The sequence below is a fragment of the Flavobacterium sp. genome (assembly GCF_035299245.1).
Taxonomy (GTDB): domain Bacteria; phylum Bacteroidota; class Bacteroidia; order Flavobacteriales; family Flavobacteriaceae; genus Flavobacterium.
On the sequence record NZ_DATGWY010000012.1, the window covers coordinates 21,822 to 38,269 of the forward strand.

The following is a 16,448-nucleotide window of genomic DNA, read 5'->3' on the forward strand; positions in this document are numbered from 1 at the left end:
TCATTAATAAAACATACTTTTCATATATTTTATTCCCCATTTAATTTTATAATTTGAGCATAAATGAAACTGTGGTTCCTTTTCCTTTCTCGCTTTGAATCGAAATTTCACCCTCAAACAATTCTACTATTTCCTTACATAGTTTTAATCCCAAGCCAACTCCCATTGTAGTCAAACCGTTCGAACCTTGAAAATAATCTTCAAAAACATGTTTCAAATCTTCTTCTGAAATTCCGGAACCTGTATCGCTAACAGTTACATAAAACTGGGTTTTTGAATCGACTTTTTCGGTTTTTGTATCAATTGTAATGGTACCGTTTTTGGTAAATTTTAGTGCATTCCCAACTAAGTTATAAAACAACTGATTGATTTTAATCACATCCGAATTGACATCAATAACTTCAACCAAATTATTCCACTGAAATTGGTTTTCATTCTCAATGCATAATTTTTTTAGCGGCTCGACTATATTCGTCAACTCTTGCTTCAGATTGAATTTGGATTTGTTCAACTTCATTTTTCGATCTTCATTTTTAGAATACTCTAAAATTTGATTGGTCAGTAATAACAAAGTAGAAGTAGTATTTTGAATGGAATTAAACACTTCTTTGATTTCGGCATCTTTTACTTTTGAGACAATCATTTTGCAATACAGTGAAATAATGCTTAATGGTGAACGCACTTCATGGCTGACCATTCCCATAATTTTATTCTTGTAATCTAAACTCTTTAGGATTTGCTCTTGTGAGGTGACTAATTTCTTTTCAAGTTCGTAGGTGTACAATGTGTATCGGAACAAGATAACCGAAAAAACAAGCATCAAAAGTGTCAAAGCAAAAATGAGATAGTTTCGGTGCGTGCTGTTGCTTTGAGTTGTTGCTTTAAATTCGTCATTAGAACTATTTTTTAAGGGTTGGATGATGTTGTTGTAATTATCAATCAAATCGGATGTTGAATTGAGCAAACTATCATTGACAACATGCAATTTAGAGTTGTAACCGTTAGAAGCACCAAACGATTCTTTGACTGCGTTAATTTGACTTTTATAGTAAGTATCCGAATCTTTTAAAATCTTTTCAATTTGCGATTTGAGTTCTCCTGAACTGACTTTATTTTGGTATTTGTAGCTGGCGATGATTTCGATTTTTTCCTTTTGGATGCTGTACTTGCCCGAAATGGCGTCTAACATCCGTGAAAAGAACCCTTTTTTGGCAATACTGTCTCGAGTTACGATAGAGTCAAAGGTGACGCTGTTTAAAATTTCTTTATAATCAAATTTGTTTATAACACGTTCATCAATTCTGTTTTTATCCAAATAAGAAGTTTGCTTAATAATGGTATCCAACCTCGATTTTAAACGTACAGTCTTTAGAGAATCTTGCATTTTAAAGTTCGAATTCAACTCAGAATCCAAGTGCACTAATGAACCATTAATTCCTTTAACGGTTTCGAAATAATCGTTCAAAGCTTTTCCGCTTTTATCAAAAAGATATTCCCGGTAAAGAATTTGTGATTTAATCAATAATGCTCTGGATTGATCGGAATACGATTGTGCTTTATCCAAGTGAGTTATATCATTGGCAATCTTTGCAATTTTTTCATCTTTTCTAGATTCCAAATACCAAAACAATAGCACCAAACATTGCAATGAAATAATAAACACTATCAATGAAATATGGAAAAACCTTCTTCTATTTATATTACTTAACATTTGTAATAGTAAAATTATTAGTTAAAAATAGGTTCAGTAGGTTTTGGGGCTATTAATTAGTAAAAAATTAAATTTGGGATAAAAACAATACTAATTAACTCATCAAATTTAATGCAGGAATCGATTACTTTGTGTAGTATTAATTCAATTATGATGTAGAATTTATACTACGGATAAATAGTTCAAAAAAACTTTAATCTATAGTATTGAAAAAGAGATGTTTACGAAATTACTTCTAAATAAATTCAAGCGTACGCTCTAAAGCCATTCCTCTTGAGCCTTTAATTAAAATCATTCGATTAGAAACAGACGCATGCTTTAAGTAATTTGAGAATGATTCAAAACTGTCGTAAAAGTGAAAATTACTTTTCTCAACTTTATTAGCATAGAAATCTTTTCCTACAAAATGACAATCGATAGCATTTTCATTGTCAAGTTGACTGACAATTGCTTTGTGCTCACTGAGGCTTTCATCACCCAGTTCAAACATATCACCAATAACAATCATTTTATTGGATTTCTCCAATTGAATAAAATTCTCCAAGGCTACTTTCATGCTGCTCGGATTAGCATTATAAGCATCAAGAATAATTTCGTTGGTTCCCTTAGTGATTAACTGTGAACGGTTATTTTCTGGAATATACGATTCAATAGCCTCTTTAATAGCTTCATCACTGATCCCAAAATAATTCCCAATAGTTATGGCAGCGTTAATATTATTGGAATTGTACAAACCAATTAAATGCGAATGTATGTTAGTTTGATTAAATCGTATTTTTACCAAAGGATTAGCTTCTACTTGCTGAATAAAAACAGTTGCAGTTGCATTTTTCTGGCTGAAAGTGATGCGTTCAATTAACTTGGTTTTGTCTTCTTGAATGGCATCATCCAAATTAACAAATGCCTTCTTGTTGTTTAAAGATAAATAGGTATACATTTCACTTTTACCTTTAATCACACCTTCAACTCCACCAAAGCCCTCCAAATGTGCTTTACCAAAATTGGTGATGTAACCATAATCGGGTTGGGCTATTTTGCACAAAAATTCAATTTCTTTTTGATGATTGGCTCCCATTTCAACGATTCCAATTTCGGTTGAGGAGGAAAACGAAAGCAAGGTCAGCGGAACACCTATATGATTATTCAAATTCCCTAGAGTGGCTTTGGTCTTGAATTTCTTGGAAAGAACCACATTGATTAACTCTTTGGTAGTTGTTTTACCATTGCTTCCTGTCAAAGCGATAATTGGTAGTTTTAAATAATTTCTATGAAATTGGGCTAACTCTTGTAATGTCGTTAAACTGTCGTTAACCAAAATAGTTCTGTTATCAATATAATAACTTTCGTTATCAATAACTACATATGATGCTCCTTTTTCGAGTGCTTCTTTTGCAAAAGTGTTAGCATCAAAACGCTCTCCTTTTATGGCAACAAAAAGAGAATTAGAATTAATTTTTCGGGTATCAATTGAAACCGAATCGCAAGTTAAAAACAGTGAATGTAAATCTTGTATGGACATTTGAAATGATATTAAAAAACAAAAGCCCTAATGAAAGGGCTTTTTGATTATTTATTACAACAAAATTATCTTTTGTTTCTTGGACTTTTCTTTTTGTCAGATTTTGGACCAACTCTAGACATTGCACATCTGAATCCAATGTAATCGGTTGCCATATCTTGTGGGAAATATCTTCTTTGAGCTGGATCTAACCAATATGCTCTATCTCTCCAAGAACCACCTTTGTAAACTCTAACATCATCATTTACTAAAGTTGTTCTTTTATCTGATTTGTCGTATGCTCTAACCATGTTTCCTAAACTATCAGCAGAAACATTGTGTTTTGGAGAATCGTACATTCTTTGTTCATCTTTCAATTTATCACCCTCTTCAGAATCAGAACTTCCAAAATCAAAGTAACGTGTAGATTGTTTATCACCATCACGGTAGTTTCTGTGATCACTCTTGTCAAAATTTTGTCTTAGGTAAGTTTCGTTCTCATCAACTGGAATGCGAGCAATTTCACCAGGGAAATTTCTTGCAACGATTTTACCATTTGGCAATGTGTCAAATTGTTGAGTATCAGACTGTACTAATTCTACTTTACCGTCTTCACCAATTTTGTTTTTCATATAAACGTTACCTCTGTAGTAGTTGAAGTCATTCGCTTCATCATCAACAATTGGTCTGTAAACATCGGCAACCCATTCTGCAACGTTACCAGCCATATCATACAAACCGAAATCGTTTGGAGGATATGATTTTACTTTATTAGTGATATCAGCTCCATCATCTGACCAACCAGCGATTCCACCGTAATCTCCTTTTCCTTGTTTAAAGTTAGCCAATTGGTCACCTTTAATTTGTCTTTTGCTTGAACGAGTGTAACCGCCAGACCAAGGATATTTCTTTTGTCCTTTGTAGATATTGTATTCTCTTTGACCTACATCAGCAGCAGCAGCATATTCCCACTCTGCTTCAGTTGGAAGTCTGTACTCAGGTAAGATAAGTCCAGATGTTCTTTGAGCATAAACATTTTTAGCTTCTTGAACTTCACCTTTAGCATTTTTAGTTCCGCCTTTTCCTTTTCCTTTAGAACCTCTTCTACCCTTTAAAACAATCTCTTCATTTCCACCCATAGTTTGTGAAGGAGCAGCAAGATAGGTTTCTGTACTAAAAGTAGCATCTGCTTTTACGTCAGTTACTTTAGCATCTTTTTTCAAATAGCCTTCTCTTTCAAGAACAGACTCATTAACTCTATCGGTTCTCCACTTAGCGAACTCAGTAGCTTGAATCCAATTAACACCAACTACAGGATACTCTGCATAAGCAGGATGTCTTAAATAGTTGTTAGTCATGGTTTCGTTATATCCTAAACGATTTCTCCATACTAATGTATCTGGAGAAGCACCTTCGTATATGTTTTTGTAGTTTTCCTCATCTGGTGGAAACACTTTTTTCAACCAATCTAAGTACTCCATGTACATTAAATTTGTTACTTCTGTTTCATCCATGTAGAACGACTGAACGTGTTGCTGGTTTGGGGTATTGTTCCAATCGTGCATTGGATCATCAGCTACTTTTCCCATCGTAAAAGTTCCTCCTTCAACAAGTACTAAACCTGGTCCAGTTTCTTGTTTTTTGAAGTTTGAAGCGTATTGAAACCCTCCTTTTTTGTCATTAATTTTCCATCCTGTAGCCTTAGAAGAATTCTTGTTGCTTGACTTCTTACTACAACTAGAAACACCAACCATTAATGCTAACACTAGCATTAATTTAATCGACATAATTTTGTTTACTTTCATACTGTTAGTAGGTAATAAATTTGTGGCGAATATAGTAATTTCATATTAATCCACAAGAATTTTATAAAAAATATTAATCCAATGAGAGAATAACGGGTGCATTAACTTTTTATTGTATAGTGTTTATACAATTTTTTTCTTTATTTTGTAATATTTGTATCTTATGTACGTTTGTATTTCAATGAAAAAAATTGCCATACTACTTTTGTTCTTTTCGAACCTTATTGTATCCGCTCAAAAAAGCGGAACCATTGCTATTGAATGGTCTGAAAACAAAGACATTTCATATGGTGATTATTCAGTAAGTGTACCTTACTTTAATGAGAAGAATTTTGTTTACAATGATTTTTCCAGAGAATTATCTTATACAATAAAATTCGAAGAAAGTGGATTGATTGATGAAAATTCGCTCCAAATTACTAACATTTCCTATCAAAACATAGACGAGAATAAACTCAACGCAATTGATAAAACCAAATTATCAAGTTCGGTTACCGCAACAATAAAAAACAGCATTGCTAGAGATAAATTTTATTCTGTTTTGAATGTTTCACCTATTATAAAAGACGGATCAAGCTACAAAAAAGTGATTTCATTTGATTATTCATTTACTAGAAACAACTCTTTACGCGCTAATAATCAAAACAACATTACAGCTATAACCAGTTCCGTTTTAAGTTCTGGAAATTGGTATCGGTTTTATGTAGAAAAATCGGGAGCTTACAGAATCACCCGAAGCTTTTTGTCTGAATTAGGAATTAGACCTGAAAATGTAAATCCAAAAAAAATTAAGATATACGGAAGTGGTGGAAGAATGGCACCATTGAATAACAGCGATTTTTACCCTATGGATTTAGAGGAAAATGCTATTATTGTTTTTGGCGAAGATGACGGTGTTTTTGACAACGAAGATTCGGTTCTTTTTTATGCAGAAGGAATGGATAATTGGAGTGCAGAGAACGAAACTCACATTAATTTATATGCTGACCGTTCCTATTATTACATTAATGTTGAAGGCGAAGATGGAAAACGAATGCAAACTATTAGTGAACCGTCAGGAATAAGCACAACTACTTTAACCACTTTTGACGATTATCAATTTCACGAAGTTGATTTAACCAATATTGGTCGTTTGGGAAGAGTATGGTTTGGGGAATCATTCAGCATTGAAGATGAACAAGAATTTACCTTTAATTTTCCAAACGCAACAGCTTCAACACAAGCAACTATTGGAATTCGGGTTGGAGGAAATTCATTTGTTGCCACAAAATTTACTCCCACTATAAACGGCACAGCTTTTCCAACATTAAATTTAAGTTCAATTGGACTAAATTCCTCATCAGTTGCGTCAATAGCAGCCAGCAATTATTCAGTCCCAACAAACCAAAACTTTACTGTTAAATTAAATTTTGACAATGGCGGAGTACCCACTTCCAAAGGTCATCTCGACTATATTTTTGTGAGCACAAAAAGCAACTTAATCGGATACGGCAAGCAATTTCGTTTTCAATACAACGCTGCCGCATCCTCGAGCGGAATAGTCGAATACCAAATCTCAAATGCAGCCGGAATCAATCAAATTTGGGACATTACTGATATTTACAACGTCTCAAAAAAAGAAAACAACAATCAGTCAAACATCAACCTAAAAGCCAACTTAGGCAGTTTAAAAAAATACATCTCTGTCGACTTTAACGACTTATACACACCTTTGAAAGAACAACAAGTTCGAGTTACCAATCAAGACCTGAAAGGAACCATTTTTTTGAATAGTCAAGGAGGTTTCCAAGATGTTGATTACTTAATTATCACGCCGTCTGTATTTAACAATCAAGCAGAAAAGTTAGCTAATTTTCACAGAAATTATTCTGGATTGAATGTTAAAGTTGTAAACCTTGAGAACATTTATCAGGAATTTTCATCAGGGAAACAAGACATCGGAGCCATTCGAAATTTCATAAAATACGTATATCAAAATGCATCTTCCCCAAGCAATCGAGTTAAATTTGTCAATTTATTTGGTGATGCCTCTTTTGATTTTAAAAATCGAATTTCAGGAAACACCAACATCGTTCCGATATATCACGCGCTGAATAGTTTGACATCGGGTGTTAGTTCGTTTGCCTCTGATGATTTCTTTTGTTATATGGATGCGAATGAAGGAAACATAGTTGCCAATTCACCTTATGCATCCGACATTGCAGTAGGTCGAATGATTGTTTCATCTGTTCAACAAGCCGAAGAAATGGTGACTAAAGTAATTGAATACCATGATTTAAAATCGTACGGCAGTTGGAGAAATAATTTTGTAACCATTGCAGACGATGCAGATAAAATTGGTGATGGTTCTTTACAAGCCAATCAAAACAGTTTAACGGATCAAATTGCAATCGAAAATCCATCTGTAAATACCAAAAAAATATTCTTAGACTCTTACCAACAAGAAACTACTGCTGGAGGTGAACGTTATCCCAAAGCAAAAGAAGACATACAGAACGCCTTTGAAAAAGGAGCTTTAGTATTTAATTATTTAGGACACGGTGGCGAAGATGGTTTGACTGGAGAACGCATCTGGGACAAGTTTGATGGATTAAATTTTTTCAATCAATACCGTTATCCTCTTTTCATTACGATAACCTGTGATTTTTCTCGTTTTGACAATCCGCTTCGACCCACTGCTGGCGAGTACACTTATTGGAATCCGATTGGTGGCGCAATTGCTATGATTACCACAACTCGTTCTATAGGGTATGCTTTTACATTTAACAATGACATAACCAAAAACTTATATGCCTACGCCAACCAACCCTACAAATCAATCGCTGAAGTACTACGCCTTTCTAAAATTGACAGCAACAATTATTCCGACACCAAAGTAGCTTTATTTATTGGCGATCCAGCTTTGATGTTATCAATACCCAAACCGCAAATAGTATTAACAAAGGTAAATGACGTGCCGATTACTCAGCCCATAGACAACTTTCAAGCATTGGCTTTTGTCAAATTAACTGGTGAAGTTCAAGATGAAGTAGGCAATCTTTTAAACAATTACAATGGCGAATTATCGGTTAATATTTTTGATAAAATGTTCAATAGAACAACTTTTAACAACGATAACTTCAGTCCAGCAATGACATTTTCAAATTTAGGTGAAACCATTTTTAGAGGCAACGCATCCATCAACAATGGTCAATTTGAATTTGGATTTGTGGTGCCAAAAGACATAAGAATTCCGGTTGACAATGGCAGAATCAGTTTTTATTCGAAGAGAAATCAAATACTTTTAGATAAAACTGGTTACAATACCGATATTAAAATTGGCGGAATTGACACCAATGCAGTAGCCGATACAACTCCACCTAGAGTGCGATTGTACATGAACGACGAATCTTTCGTAAATGGAGGAATTACCAATGAATCACCTTTCTTTTTAGCTTTTCTGGAAGATGAACACGGAATCAATACTGCTAGTGGAATAGGACATGACATTGTAGCTATTTTAGATGGTGACGAATCAAATCCTTACATATTAAATGATTATTACGAAACAGAATTGGACGATTACACCAAAGGAAAAATTAGATTCCCTTTCCGAAATTTAGCACTCGGCTTACACACCATCACTTTCAAAGCTTGGGATGTTTATAACAATTTTATTTCTGCTGAAATTCAGTTTGTCGTCGTTAGTGGTGAAACTATAACACTTTCTAACGTGTTAAACTACCCAAATCCGTTTGTAAACTATACTCAATTTTGGTTTTCTCACAACAAACCATACGAGCCGTTAGATGTTCAGGTTCAGATTTTTACCATTACAGGAAAAGTTGTAAAAACCATTAATCAAAACATTACTACCGAAGGCTTTTTATCTAGAGAAATTACTTGGGATGGGAAAGATGATTTTGGCGATAAGATTGGAAAAGGTGTTTACGTATATAAGCTGACCGTAAAATCATCGATTACAGGTGAAAAATCAGAAAAAATAGAAAAACTTGTTATCCTATAATAAAATACTATATTTGTTAAATTATTTAAAGAATTTATGAAAAAGATTTTTGCATTACTATCACTAATTATCACATTTCAAACCGTACAATCACAAGAAGTAGATCGAGTTATAACCACAGGAGTTCCTTTTTTATTGGTTGCTGCTGATGCTCGTGCTGCTGGTTTAGCTGACCAAGGTGTTGGAACATCGGCAGATGCATTTTCACAACAATGGAATCCCGCTAAATATGCCTTCATAACAGACAAACAAGGATTCACAGTTAATTATACTCCTTATCTAACTCAGTTAGTAAATGACATTTCATTAGGTCAAGTAAATTACTACAATCGTTTCAATGAAAGAAGTGCATTCGCAGTAAGTTTGCGTTATTTTGGCTTAGGAGAAATTGAACTACGTCAAAACTTTGATGATCCTGCAAATATTGTAAAACCAAACGAACTGGCTTTAGATGGTTCGTATGCACTACAATTGAGCGAAACTTTTTCGATGGCCGTTGCTGGTCGTTACATTCGTTCGAATTTAAAAATTGCCGACACCAATACCGATGCAAAACCTGCTAGTTCTTTTGCAGTTGATATTGCTGGTTTCTTTCAATCAGAAGAAAAAGCGTTCAATGACTTTAATGGTAGATACCGTTTAGGATTCAACTTTCAAAACCTTGGACCAAAAATCAGTTATGACAATGACCAGAATGATGTCAATTCAAACTTTTTACCTGCAAACTTGCGTTTGGGTGGAGGATTTGACTTCATATTAGACGAATACAATAAAGTATCAACTAGTGTTGAATTTGCTAAATTATTAGTTCCAACACCACAAGATCCAGATTTAAATGGTGACGGAACAATAACTGACGCTGAGCGATCTGAAAACAATGATAATTACAGAAAAATAAACTGGGTTTCGGGTATCTTTCAATCGTTCAACGACGCACCTGACGGTTTTGCCGAAGAATTAAAAGAATTTACGTATTCGGTTGGAGCAGAATATTCGTATCAAGATTCGTTTGCTCTTCGTTTGGGTTATTTTAACGAAAGTCCAGTTAAAGGTGCTAGACGTTTCTTCTCTCTAGGAGCAGGATTCAAATACAATGTAGTTAAAATTGATGTTTCGTATTTATTCTCTGCATCTAAAGTAAAAAACCCACTAGAAAACACCTTGCGTTTCTCACTAAGTTTTGCTTTCGGAGACAAATACGATGAATATTAAAAAAATTAAAAGCAAATAACAATCCAAATTTCAATTTGAAATTTGGATTTTTTTTCCTCTATACCTAATGAAAGAAATCAACATTACAAGCACAATTACTGTCTACAGTGGAATTTCAGATTTACCAAATGAAATTCAATCCTTAATGAGTCAAGCCATTGATGTAAGAAAAAAAGCGTATGCTCCGTATTCAAAATTTAGAGTTGGCGCTGCCATTTTGTTGGACAATGGTAAAATTGTTTTAGGATCTAATCAAGAAAATGCGGCCTATCCATCTGGTCTTTGCGCAGAACGAGTAGCTATTTTCCAGGCTGGTGCTATTTATCCGGATGCAAAAATTGTAAAGCTAGCAATTACTGCTGCATCTGACACTAATCCTACATTATCTCCTATTCCGCCTTGTGGCGCTTGCAGACAATCGATTGCTGAATACGAATTCAAACAAGACACCCCAATTGAAATTTATTTTATGGGTGAATCAGGAGAAATTTATAAATCAAATTCCATCAACAACTTATTACCCTTATCGTTCGACAAAACATCGTTGTAGACTAAAACGTTATAGTTGATATTTTTGATTAAACAATTGGTAAAAAATGGCATTTTCATTAGCATAAATTTTTACTTCTACAATCATTATCTTACTTTTGCATTTCGCAATTTGTTGTATGGCATTTTGCATAAAATTAAAAAATCAATACAAATCATAGTAATTCATCAACAATGAAAGAAATTACCAAAGAAGTATACCTACAATGGTATGAAGACATGCAGTTTTGGAGAAAATTTGAAGACAAATTAGCTGCGGTTTACATCCAACAAAAAGTGAGAGGTTTTTTACACTTATACAATGGTCAAGAAGCCGTTTTGGCTGGAGCAATTCATGCTATGGATTTATCCAAAGACAAAATGATTACTGCCTATCGTAACCACGTTCAACCTATCGCAATGGGTGTTGACCCTAAAAAAGTCATGGCTGAATTGTACGGCAAAGTAACTGGAACTTCAAAAGGAATGGGCGGTTCAATGCACATTTTTTCTAAAGAACATGGGTTCTATGGTGGTCACGGAATTGTTGGTGCTCAAATTCCAGTTGGTGCAGGTATGGCTTTTGCCGACAAATACTTTGAAACTGGCGGAGTTACTTTGACTTATTTTGGAGATGGAGCAGCGCGCCAAGGTTCGTTACACGAAGCATTTAACATGGCGATGAATTGGAAACTTCCTGTAGTGTTCATCTGTGAAAATAATGGATATGCCATGGGAACTTCGGTTGAACGAACTGCTAACCACACCGATATTTGGAAGTTAGGTTTAGGATATGAAATGCCCTGCGGACCAGTAGACGGAATGAATCCGGTAAAAGTTGCCGAAGCCATGCAAGAAGCTATCGATAGAGCTCGTAGAGGCGATGGGCCAACCTTTTTGGAAATGAAAACCTACCGTTATAGAGGTCACTCTATGTCGGATGCTCAATTATACAGAACCAAAGAGGAAGTAGAAGAATACAAAAAAATCGATCCAATTACTCAGGTTTTAGACATCATCAAAGAAAATAAATACGCTACTGATGCAGAAATTGAAGCTATTGATGAAAGAGTAAAAAATTTAGTAGACGAATGTGAAAAGTTTGCTGAAGAATCACCTTTCCCAGAAGCGCAGCAATTGTACGATGTAGTATACGAACAAGAAAATTATCCTTTTATTCCTCATAGATTATAATTATGGCAACAATAATAACAATGCCTCGTTTGAGCGATACTATGACAGAAGGAACTGTTGCAACTTGGCTTAAAAAAGTAGGTGACACTATAAAAGAAGGTGATATTTTAGCTGAAATTGAAACCGATAAAGCAACAATGGAATTTGAATCATTCAATTCTGGAACCTTATTACACATCGGAATTGAGGCAGGTAAAACAGCACCAGTTGATTCACTTTTGGCAATTATTGGAAAAGAAGGCGAAGATATTTCTGCTTTATTAAGCGGTACTTCGGCTTCATCAACACCAAAAGCAGAAGAGAAACCAACCGAAGTCGAAGCTCCAAAAGAAAACAAAGCAGCTTCTGTTGAAATTCCATCTGGAGTAAAAGTAATCACTATGCCTCGTTTGAGCGATACTATGACTACTGGAACTGTTGCAACTTGGTTGAAAAAAGTGGGTGATGCAGTAAAAGAAGGCGATATGTTAGCTGAAATCGAAACTGATAAAGCTACGATGGAATTTGAATCATTCAACGCTGGAACGCTATTGTACATCGGAATTCAAGAAGGTGAATCTGCTCCAGTTGATAGTGTATTGGCCATCATCGGACCTGCAGGAACTGACATTACTGGAATTGCAGAAAATTACAGCAAAGGTGGAGAGACAAAATCGGAAGTAAAAACCGAAGCAACATCACCATCGACTCCAGCACAAACCACCCAAGAAACATCCAACTCAGATAATTCAAGAATTTTTGCTTCACCATTAGCGCGTCAAATTGCTAAAGATAAAGGCATCAATTTATCTCAAGTTAAAGGTTCAGGAGAAAACGGAAGAATTGTAAAAAGTGATGTAGAAAACTTTACTGCTTCAACTTCAGCTGCACCAACGCAAACAACAACTTCACAACCGGAAGTTGCGACAACAACAACTGTAAAACCATTTGTTCCTGCTGGTGAAACCTATTCCGAGAAAATTCCGAATTCGACCATGCGAAAAGTCATTGCAAAACGACTTTCTGAATCGATTTTCACTGCTCCACACTTCTATTTAACCATTGAAGTTGCCATGGACGAAGCAATGAAATCGCGCGCAACAATTAATACAATTCCCGACACAAAAGTTTCTTTTAATGACATGGTCATCAAAGCGTGTGCAATGGCATTGAAAAAACACCCAAAAGTAAATTCTCAATGGGCTGATGATGCAATTACAATTCATCATCATGTAAATATAGGTGTTGCTGTAGCCGTTGAAGACGGTTTAGTTGTTCCTGTATTGAAATTTGCAGATCAAATGAGTTTGTCTCAAATTGGTAACAATGTAAAAGACGTAGCGGGTAGAGCTAAAAACAAAAAGTTACAACCGGCCGAAATGGAAGGAAGTACGTTTACAGTTTCAAACTTAGGAATGTTCGGAATAACTGAATTTACCTCGATTATCAATCAACCAAATTCAGCAATCCTTTCTGTAGGAGCTATCGTTGAAAAACCAGTGGTAAGAGACGGTCAAATCGTGGTTGGAAATACTATGAAAGTAACTTTAGCATGCGACCACAGAACCGTTGATGGCGCAACTGGAGCACAATTCCTACAAACGTTACGAACGTATTTAGAGAATCCCGTGACTATGTTAGCTTAAATATAAAAGTTGAAAAATAAATGAACCCGTTCTATTTGAGCGGGTTTTTTATTGGGAGCAAAAGGCTTGGGCTTTCTTGTAATCCATGTTCCCGCTTTTCGTCATGCGCGGCATTTCCTTCACACGAGCGTAGCGAACTGACGAAGTAATAGGGGCTATTTGAACAATCCATTTGACACAAAATCACAATTTCTTATTCTTCTCCTCTATCCATTTACTCATGTATTTGGTACTTGAAAGGGTATGATGTTGCAATAAAGATCCGATGAAATTTTGGTTACGATGCTCTTTTAATTTATCTGACAGCGTTTTAATTCTTTCTAAAAAAGTAGTATCAAAACTCGACTTCTTATACCTTTCTTTTAGAATATCAAAACCATTTTTTTTACTCTTCTCCCATACAATTTGATTCGAATACAACTCGATAGCACTGCGTGCAAATTCTATTGGGTCGTCAGCGATGAATCCATTCCATTCCAAATCACCTTTCATTGATTCAGCTCCAATTGAAGTAGTCACACTCGGAGTTCCGCATTGCATCGCTTCAAGTAACTTTCCTTTAATTCCAGCACCAAAACGCAAAGGAGCCAAAACAACTTTAGCTTCTTGTATTACTTTCAAAGCATCTTCTGCTCGACCTTTACTATAAAAATTCATTTTTGGCTTATTCAATTCTAAAACTTTTTGTGTCGGATAAGCACCATAAACCAGCATTTTAGCCAATGGTAACTTAGCATGAATTGACGGCCAAATCTCACTATACAAAACCTGAACAGCATCCCAATTGGGTTCGTGCATAAAATTACCTATGAATACAAAATCTTCTCTTTCATCAAAAGAAAGTATTTTGGATTGAGGTTCTGCAAAAAGAGGCAAATAATGCAACAAATCATCTGAAATTTTAAATTGACTTTGCAATAGATCCATTTCATATTCAGAGACCATCAACGACAAATCACAACGTAAAATACTGGCTATTTCTCTCTTTGCAACATCAGAATACAAGTCGTCCGACACAAATTCTCTATTCCCTTTTACAGCCATCTGCCGCGCATTTCGTAATAAATGCAAATCAATTGTATCGAGAATTTTAAGAGCGCTGGGGCAACTTTCGCTCACTCTCCAGCCAAATTGTTCTTCAACCATAAATCGATCGAACACAACAACTGTAGGGTTTAATTCTTTGACAAATTCATCAAATGCAGACGAATTGATCTGAATGGATTTTGCTGTTAGTCCTAAAGCTTCTAAATCTTCAGAAAAATCTAGATTTTGTGCGGTAGAAGCAAATGTAACTTCATAATCATTTGATTGAAATAGCTCTATCAATTGCATCATTCTAGTACCTGCAGCCGATGATTTGGGTTCAGGCCAAACAAAACCAATAATGAGTAAACGCTTTGAATTTTCCATAATTTGATTTACAAATACAAAGAAAAGATATAATTTTACATCCTAATTAATTTCCTTTAAAATGTTAGGTTTAAAATTAAAAACAGATCCAAGATGGGCGAATATAGCCGAATCCAATCTAGAAGAAATACTTTCCGATCATTGCTGGTGTGAACAAAAAGCAGCTGCCAATGCCATGTACATCATCATCAATAATGCCGAAAAAGAAGATTTAGTAACTGAAATGACCAAGATATGTATTGAAGAAATGGAGCATTTCCAGATGGTACATAATATTATTAAAACTCGTGGTTATGAATTTGGAAGAGAACGCAAAGACGATTACGTTAATGAATTAGTAAAGTTTAGCAAAAAAGGTGGCACCAGAAATGACGCTTTAATTGAACGTTTGTTATTTGCTGCTATGATTGAGGCCAGAAGTTGCGAACGCTTTAAAGTCCTTTCAGAAAACATTAAAGATAAAGAACTGGCTAAATTTTATAGAGAGTTAATGATTAGTGAAGCAAATCATTATACTACTTTTTTAAATTTTGCTCGTAAGTATAAAGAAAAAATCGACATTGAAAAGCGTTGGAAAGAATGGCTTGAATTTGAAGGCGAACTCATTTCCAATTACGGTAAAAAAGAAACTGTACATGGATAATTTTCAAAACCTGTTAGCGAGAGTTAGCAGGTTTTTTATTTGGGCTTGTCCCGATAGACAAAAACAAGTTTGAAAAACGTAGTTTTTGCTAATCGGGGCGTGCCCCAATTGAACAGAGTATTAGCAGTAAATAGAAAATTAGTTACATTCAATTGGGTCGGGCTATTCATTTCAATCTTTTACTCGTGCCTCGCAAAAGGATTTCCATTGCTATCCCTCACGCGTGGGTCTTGTAGCTAGCAAGAACTTCAACATTCAACATTCGTTATTGAACATTCATTGTTTTTTAATTTTGAACAACGAACTTTAGTTCGCAAATAATTAAAAACAAGAAAGCCTGTCTAGTTAGACAGGCTTTGCTTCGCCCGTTCGCTATCGCTCGGGTCAAAAAGAACCTGCCTGCCGTCAGGCAGGAGCGGCGGCATACTCTCCCATCCGCCTAGGCGGACAATACCATCTGCGCAGTCGGACTTAACTTCCCCGCCTAGGTGGGTGGGAAGAGGTGAACCCTAACATGTGAAATTAAAAGGAGCACTGCCAGTGGCAATGAGGTAGGCGAACTTTAGTTCGCAAATAATTAAAAACAAGAAACCCTATCCGATTGGATAGGGTTTCTAAAAGAAGGCGGCGACATACTCTCCCACAAAATGCAGTACCATCTGCGCAGTCGGACTTAACTTCTCTGTTCGAGATGGGAAGAGGTGAGCCCCGACGCAATAACCACCTTAAGTTTTTAGTGATTAGCTCTTAGTGATTAGTAATTAGCTTTTGACTAATCACTTCATACTTTTTACTATTCACTTCCCGATTACA

At 35.3% G+C, this 16,448-nt stretch carries 10 protein-coding genes and 1 rRNA gene; 6 read left to right on the forward strand and 5 right to left on the reverse strand.

Features of this window, described 5'->3' with window-relative positions:
• Positions 1–46: 46 nt before the first annotated feature.
• From VK161_RS08615 to gldJ, 3 genes are all read right to left on the reverse strand, one after another.
• Positions 47–1,711: a HAMP domain-containing sensor histidine kinase gene (locus tag VK161_RS08615; protein WP_324214366.1), complete on the reverse strand. Its 1,665-nt coding sequence runs from the start codon at positions 1,709–1,711 to the stop codon at positions 47–49.
• 235 nt (positions 1,712–1,946) lie between these two features.
• Positions 1,947–3,230 carry a UDP-N-acetylmuramoyl-tripeptide--D-alanyl-D-alanine ligase gene (locus tag VK161_RS08620; protein ID WP_324214367.1) on the reverse strand — a complete coding sequence of 428 codons (1,284 nt, stop codon included), beginning with the start codon at positions 3,228–3,230 and terminating at the stop codon, positions 1,947–1,949.
• 65 nt (positions 3,231–3,295) lie between these two features.
• Entirely contained in the window at positions 3,296–5,014 is a 1,719-nt protein-coding gene (gldJ, locus tag VK161_RS08625; protein WP_324214368.1) for a gliding motility lipoprotein GldJ, read from the reverse strand.
• A gap of 181 nt (positions 5,015–5,195) precedes the next feature.
• Here gldJ and porU point away from each other — a divergent pair, with 181 nt between their 5' ends.
• From porU to VK161_RS08650, 5 genes are all read left to right on the forward strand, one after another.
• Positions 5,196–9,020 (forward strand): type IX secretion system sortase PorU, encoded by a 3,825-nt coding sequence (gene porU, locus VK161_RS08630; RefSeq protein WP_324214369.1) that lies wholly within the window; start codon positions 5,196–5,198, stop codon positions 9,018–9,020.
• Between the two features lie 36 nt (positions 9,021–9,056).
• Positions 9,057–10,232, forward strand: a complete 1,176-nt coding sequence (gene porV, locus VK161_RS08635) for a type IX secretion system outer membrane channel protein PorV (RefSeq protein WP_324214370.1) — start codon at positions 9,057–9,059, stop codon at positions 10,230–10,232.
• 67 nt (positions 10,233–10,299) lie between these two features.
• Positions 10,300–10,782 (forward strand): cytidine deaminase, encoded by a 483-nt coding sequence (gene cdd / locus VK161_RS08640; RefSeq protein WP_324214371.1) that lies wholly within the window; start codon positions 10,300–10,302, stop codon positions 10,780–10,782.
• A gap of 173 nt (positions 10,783–10,955) precedes the next feature.
• Positions 10,956–11,954: a pyruvate dehydrogenase (acetyl-transferring) E1 component subunit alpha gene (gene pdhA, locus VK161_RS08645; RefSeq protein ID WP_324214372.1), complete on the forward strand. Its 999-nt coding sequence runs from the start codon at positions 10,956–10,958 to the stop codon at positions 11,952–11,954.
• Between the two features lie 2 nt (positions 11,955–11,956).
• A complete protein-coding gene (locus VK161_RS08650; protein WP_324214373.1) occupies positions 11,957–13,579 on the forward strand; it encodes a pyruvate dehydrogenase complex dihydrolipoamide acetyltransferase in 1,623 nt (540 codons plus the stop codon).
• A 183-nt stretch (positions 13,580–13,762) separates the two neighbouring features.
• Here the strand turns inward: VK161_RS08650 and VK161_RS08655 are convergent, their stop codons facing one another.
• Positions 13,763–14,992: a glycosyltransferase gene (locus tag VK161_RS08655; RefSeq protein ID WP_324214374.1), complete on the reverse strand. Its 1,230-nt coding sequence runs from the start codon at positions 14,990–14,992 to the stop codon at positions 13,763–13,765.
• A gap of 61 nt (positions 14,993–15,053) precedes the next feature.
• On the opposite strand from VK161_RS08655, the gene VK161_RS08660 reads away from it, so the two are divergent.
• Positions 15,054–15,635 (forward strand): tRNA-(ms[2]io[6]A)-hydroxylase, encoded by a 582-nt coding sequence (locus VK161_RS08660; RefSeq protein WP_324214375.1) that lies wholly within the window; start codon positions 15,054–15,056, stop codon positions 15,633–15,635.
• A gap of 619 nt (positions 15,636–16,254) precedes the next feature.
• Here VK161_RS08660 and rrf read toward each other — a convergent pair.
• Positions 16,255–16,363: ribosomal RNA gene (gene rrf, locus VK161_RS08665) — 5S ribosomal RNA — on the reverse strand.
• Between the last annotated feature and the right edge of the window lie 85 nt (positions 16,364–16,448).

Bases quoted from the DNA above. Each gene is read 5' to 3' on its own strand.
- VK161_RS08615 (WP_324214366.1), bottom strand. From the start codon at position 1,711: ATGTTAAGTAATATAAATAGAAGAAGGTTTTTCCATATTTCATTGATA.
- VK161_RS08620 (WP_324214367.1), bottom strand. From the start codon at position 3,230: ATGTCCATACAAGATTTACATTCACTGTTTTTAACTTGCGATTCGGTT.
- gldJ (WP_324214368.1), bottom strand. From the start codon at position 5,014: ATGAAAGTAAACAAAATTATGTCGATTAAATTAATGCTAGTGTTAGCA.
- porU (WP_324214369.1), top strand. From the start codon at position 5,196: ATGAAAAAAATTGCCATACTACTTTTGTTCTTTTCGAACCTTATTGTA.
- porV (WP_324214370.1), top strand. From the start codon at position 9,057: ATGAAAAAGATTTTTGCATTACTATCACTAATTATCACATTTCAAACC.
- cdd (WP_324214371.1), top strand. From the start codon at position 10,300: ATGAAAGAAATCAACATTACAAGCACAATTACTGTCTACAGTGGAATT.
- pdhA (WP_324214372.1), top strand. From the start codon at position 10,956: ATGAAAGAAATTACCAAAGAAGTATACCTACAATGGTATGAAGACATG.
- VK161_RS08650 (WP_324214373.1), top strand. From the start codon at position 11,957: ATGGCAACAATAATAACAATGCCTCGTTTGAGCGATACTATGACAGAA.
- VK161_RS08655 (WP_324214374.1), bottom strand. From the start codon at position 14,992: ATGGAAAATTCAAAGCGTTTACTCATTATTGGTTTTGTTTGGCCTGAA.
- VK161_RS08660 (WP_324214375.1), top strand. From the start codon at position 15,054: ATGTTAGGTTTAAAATTAAAAACAGATCCAAGATGGGCGAATATAGCC.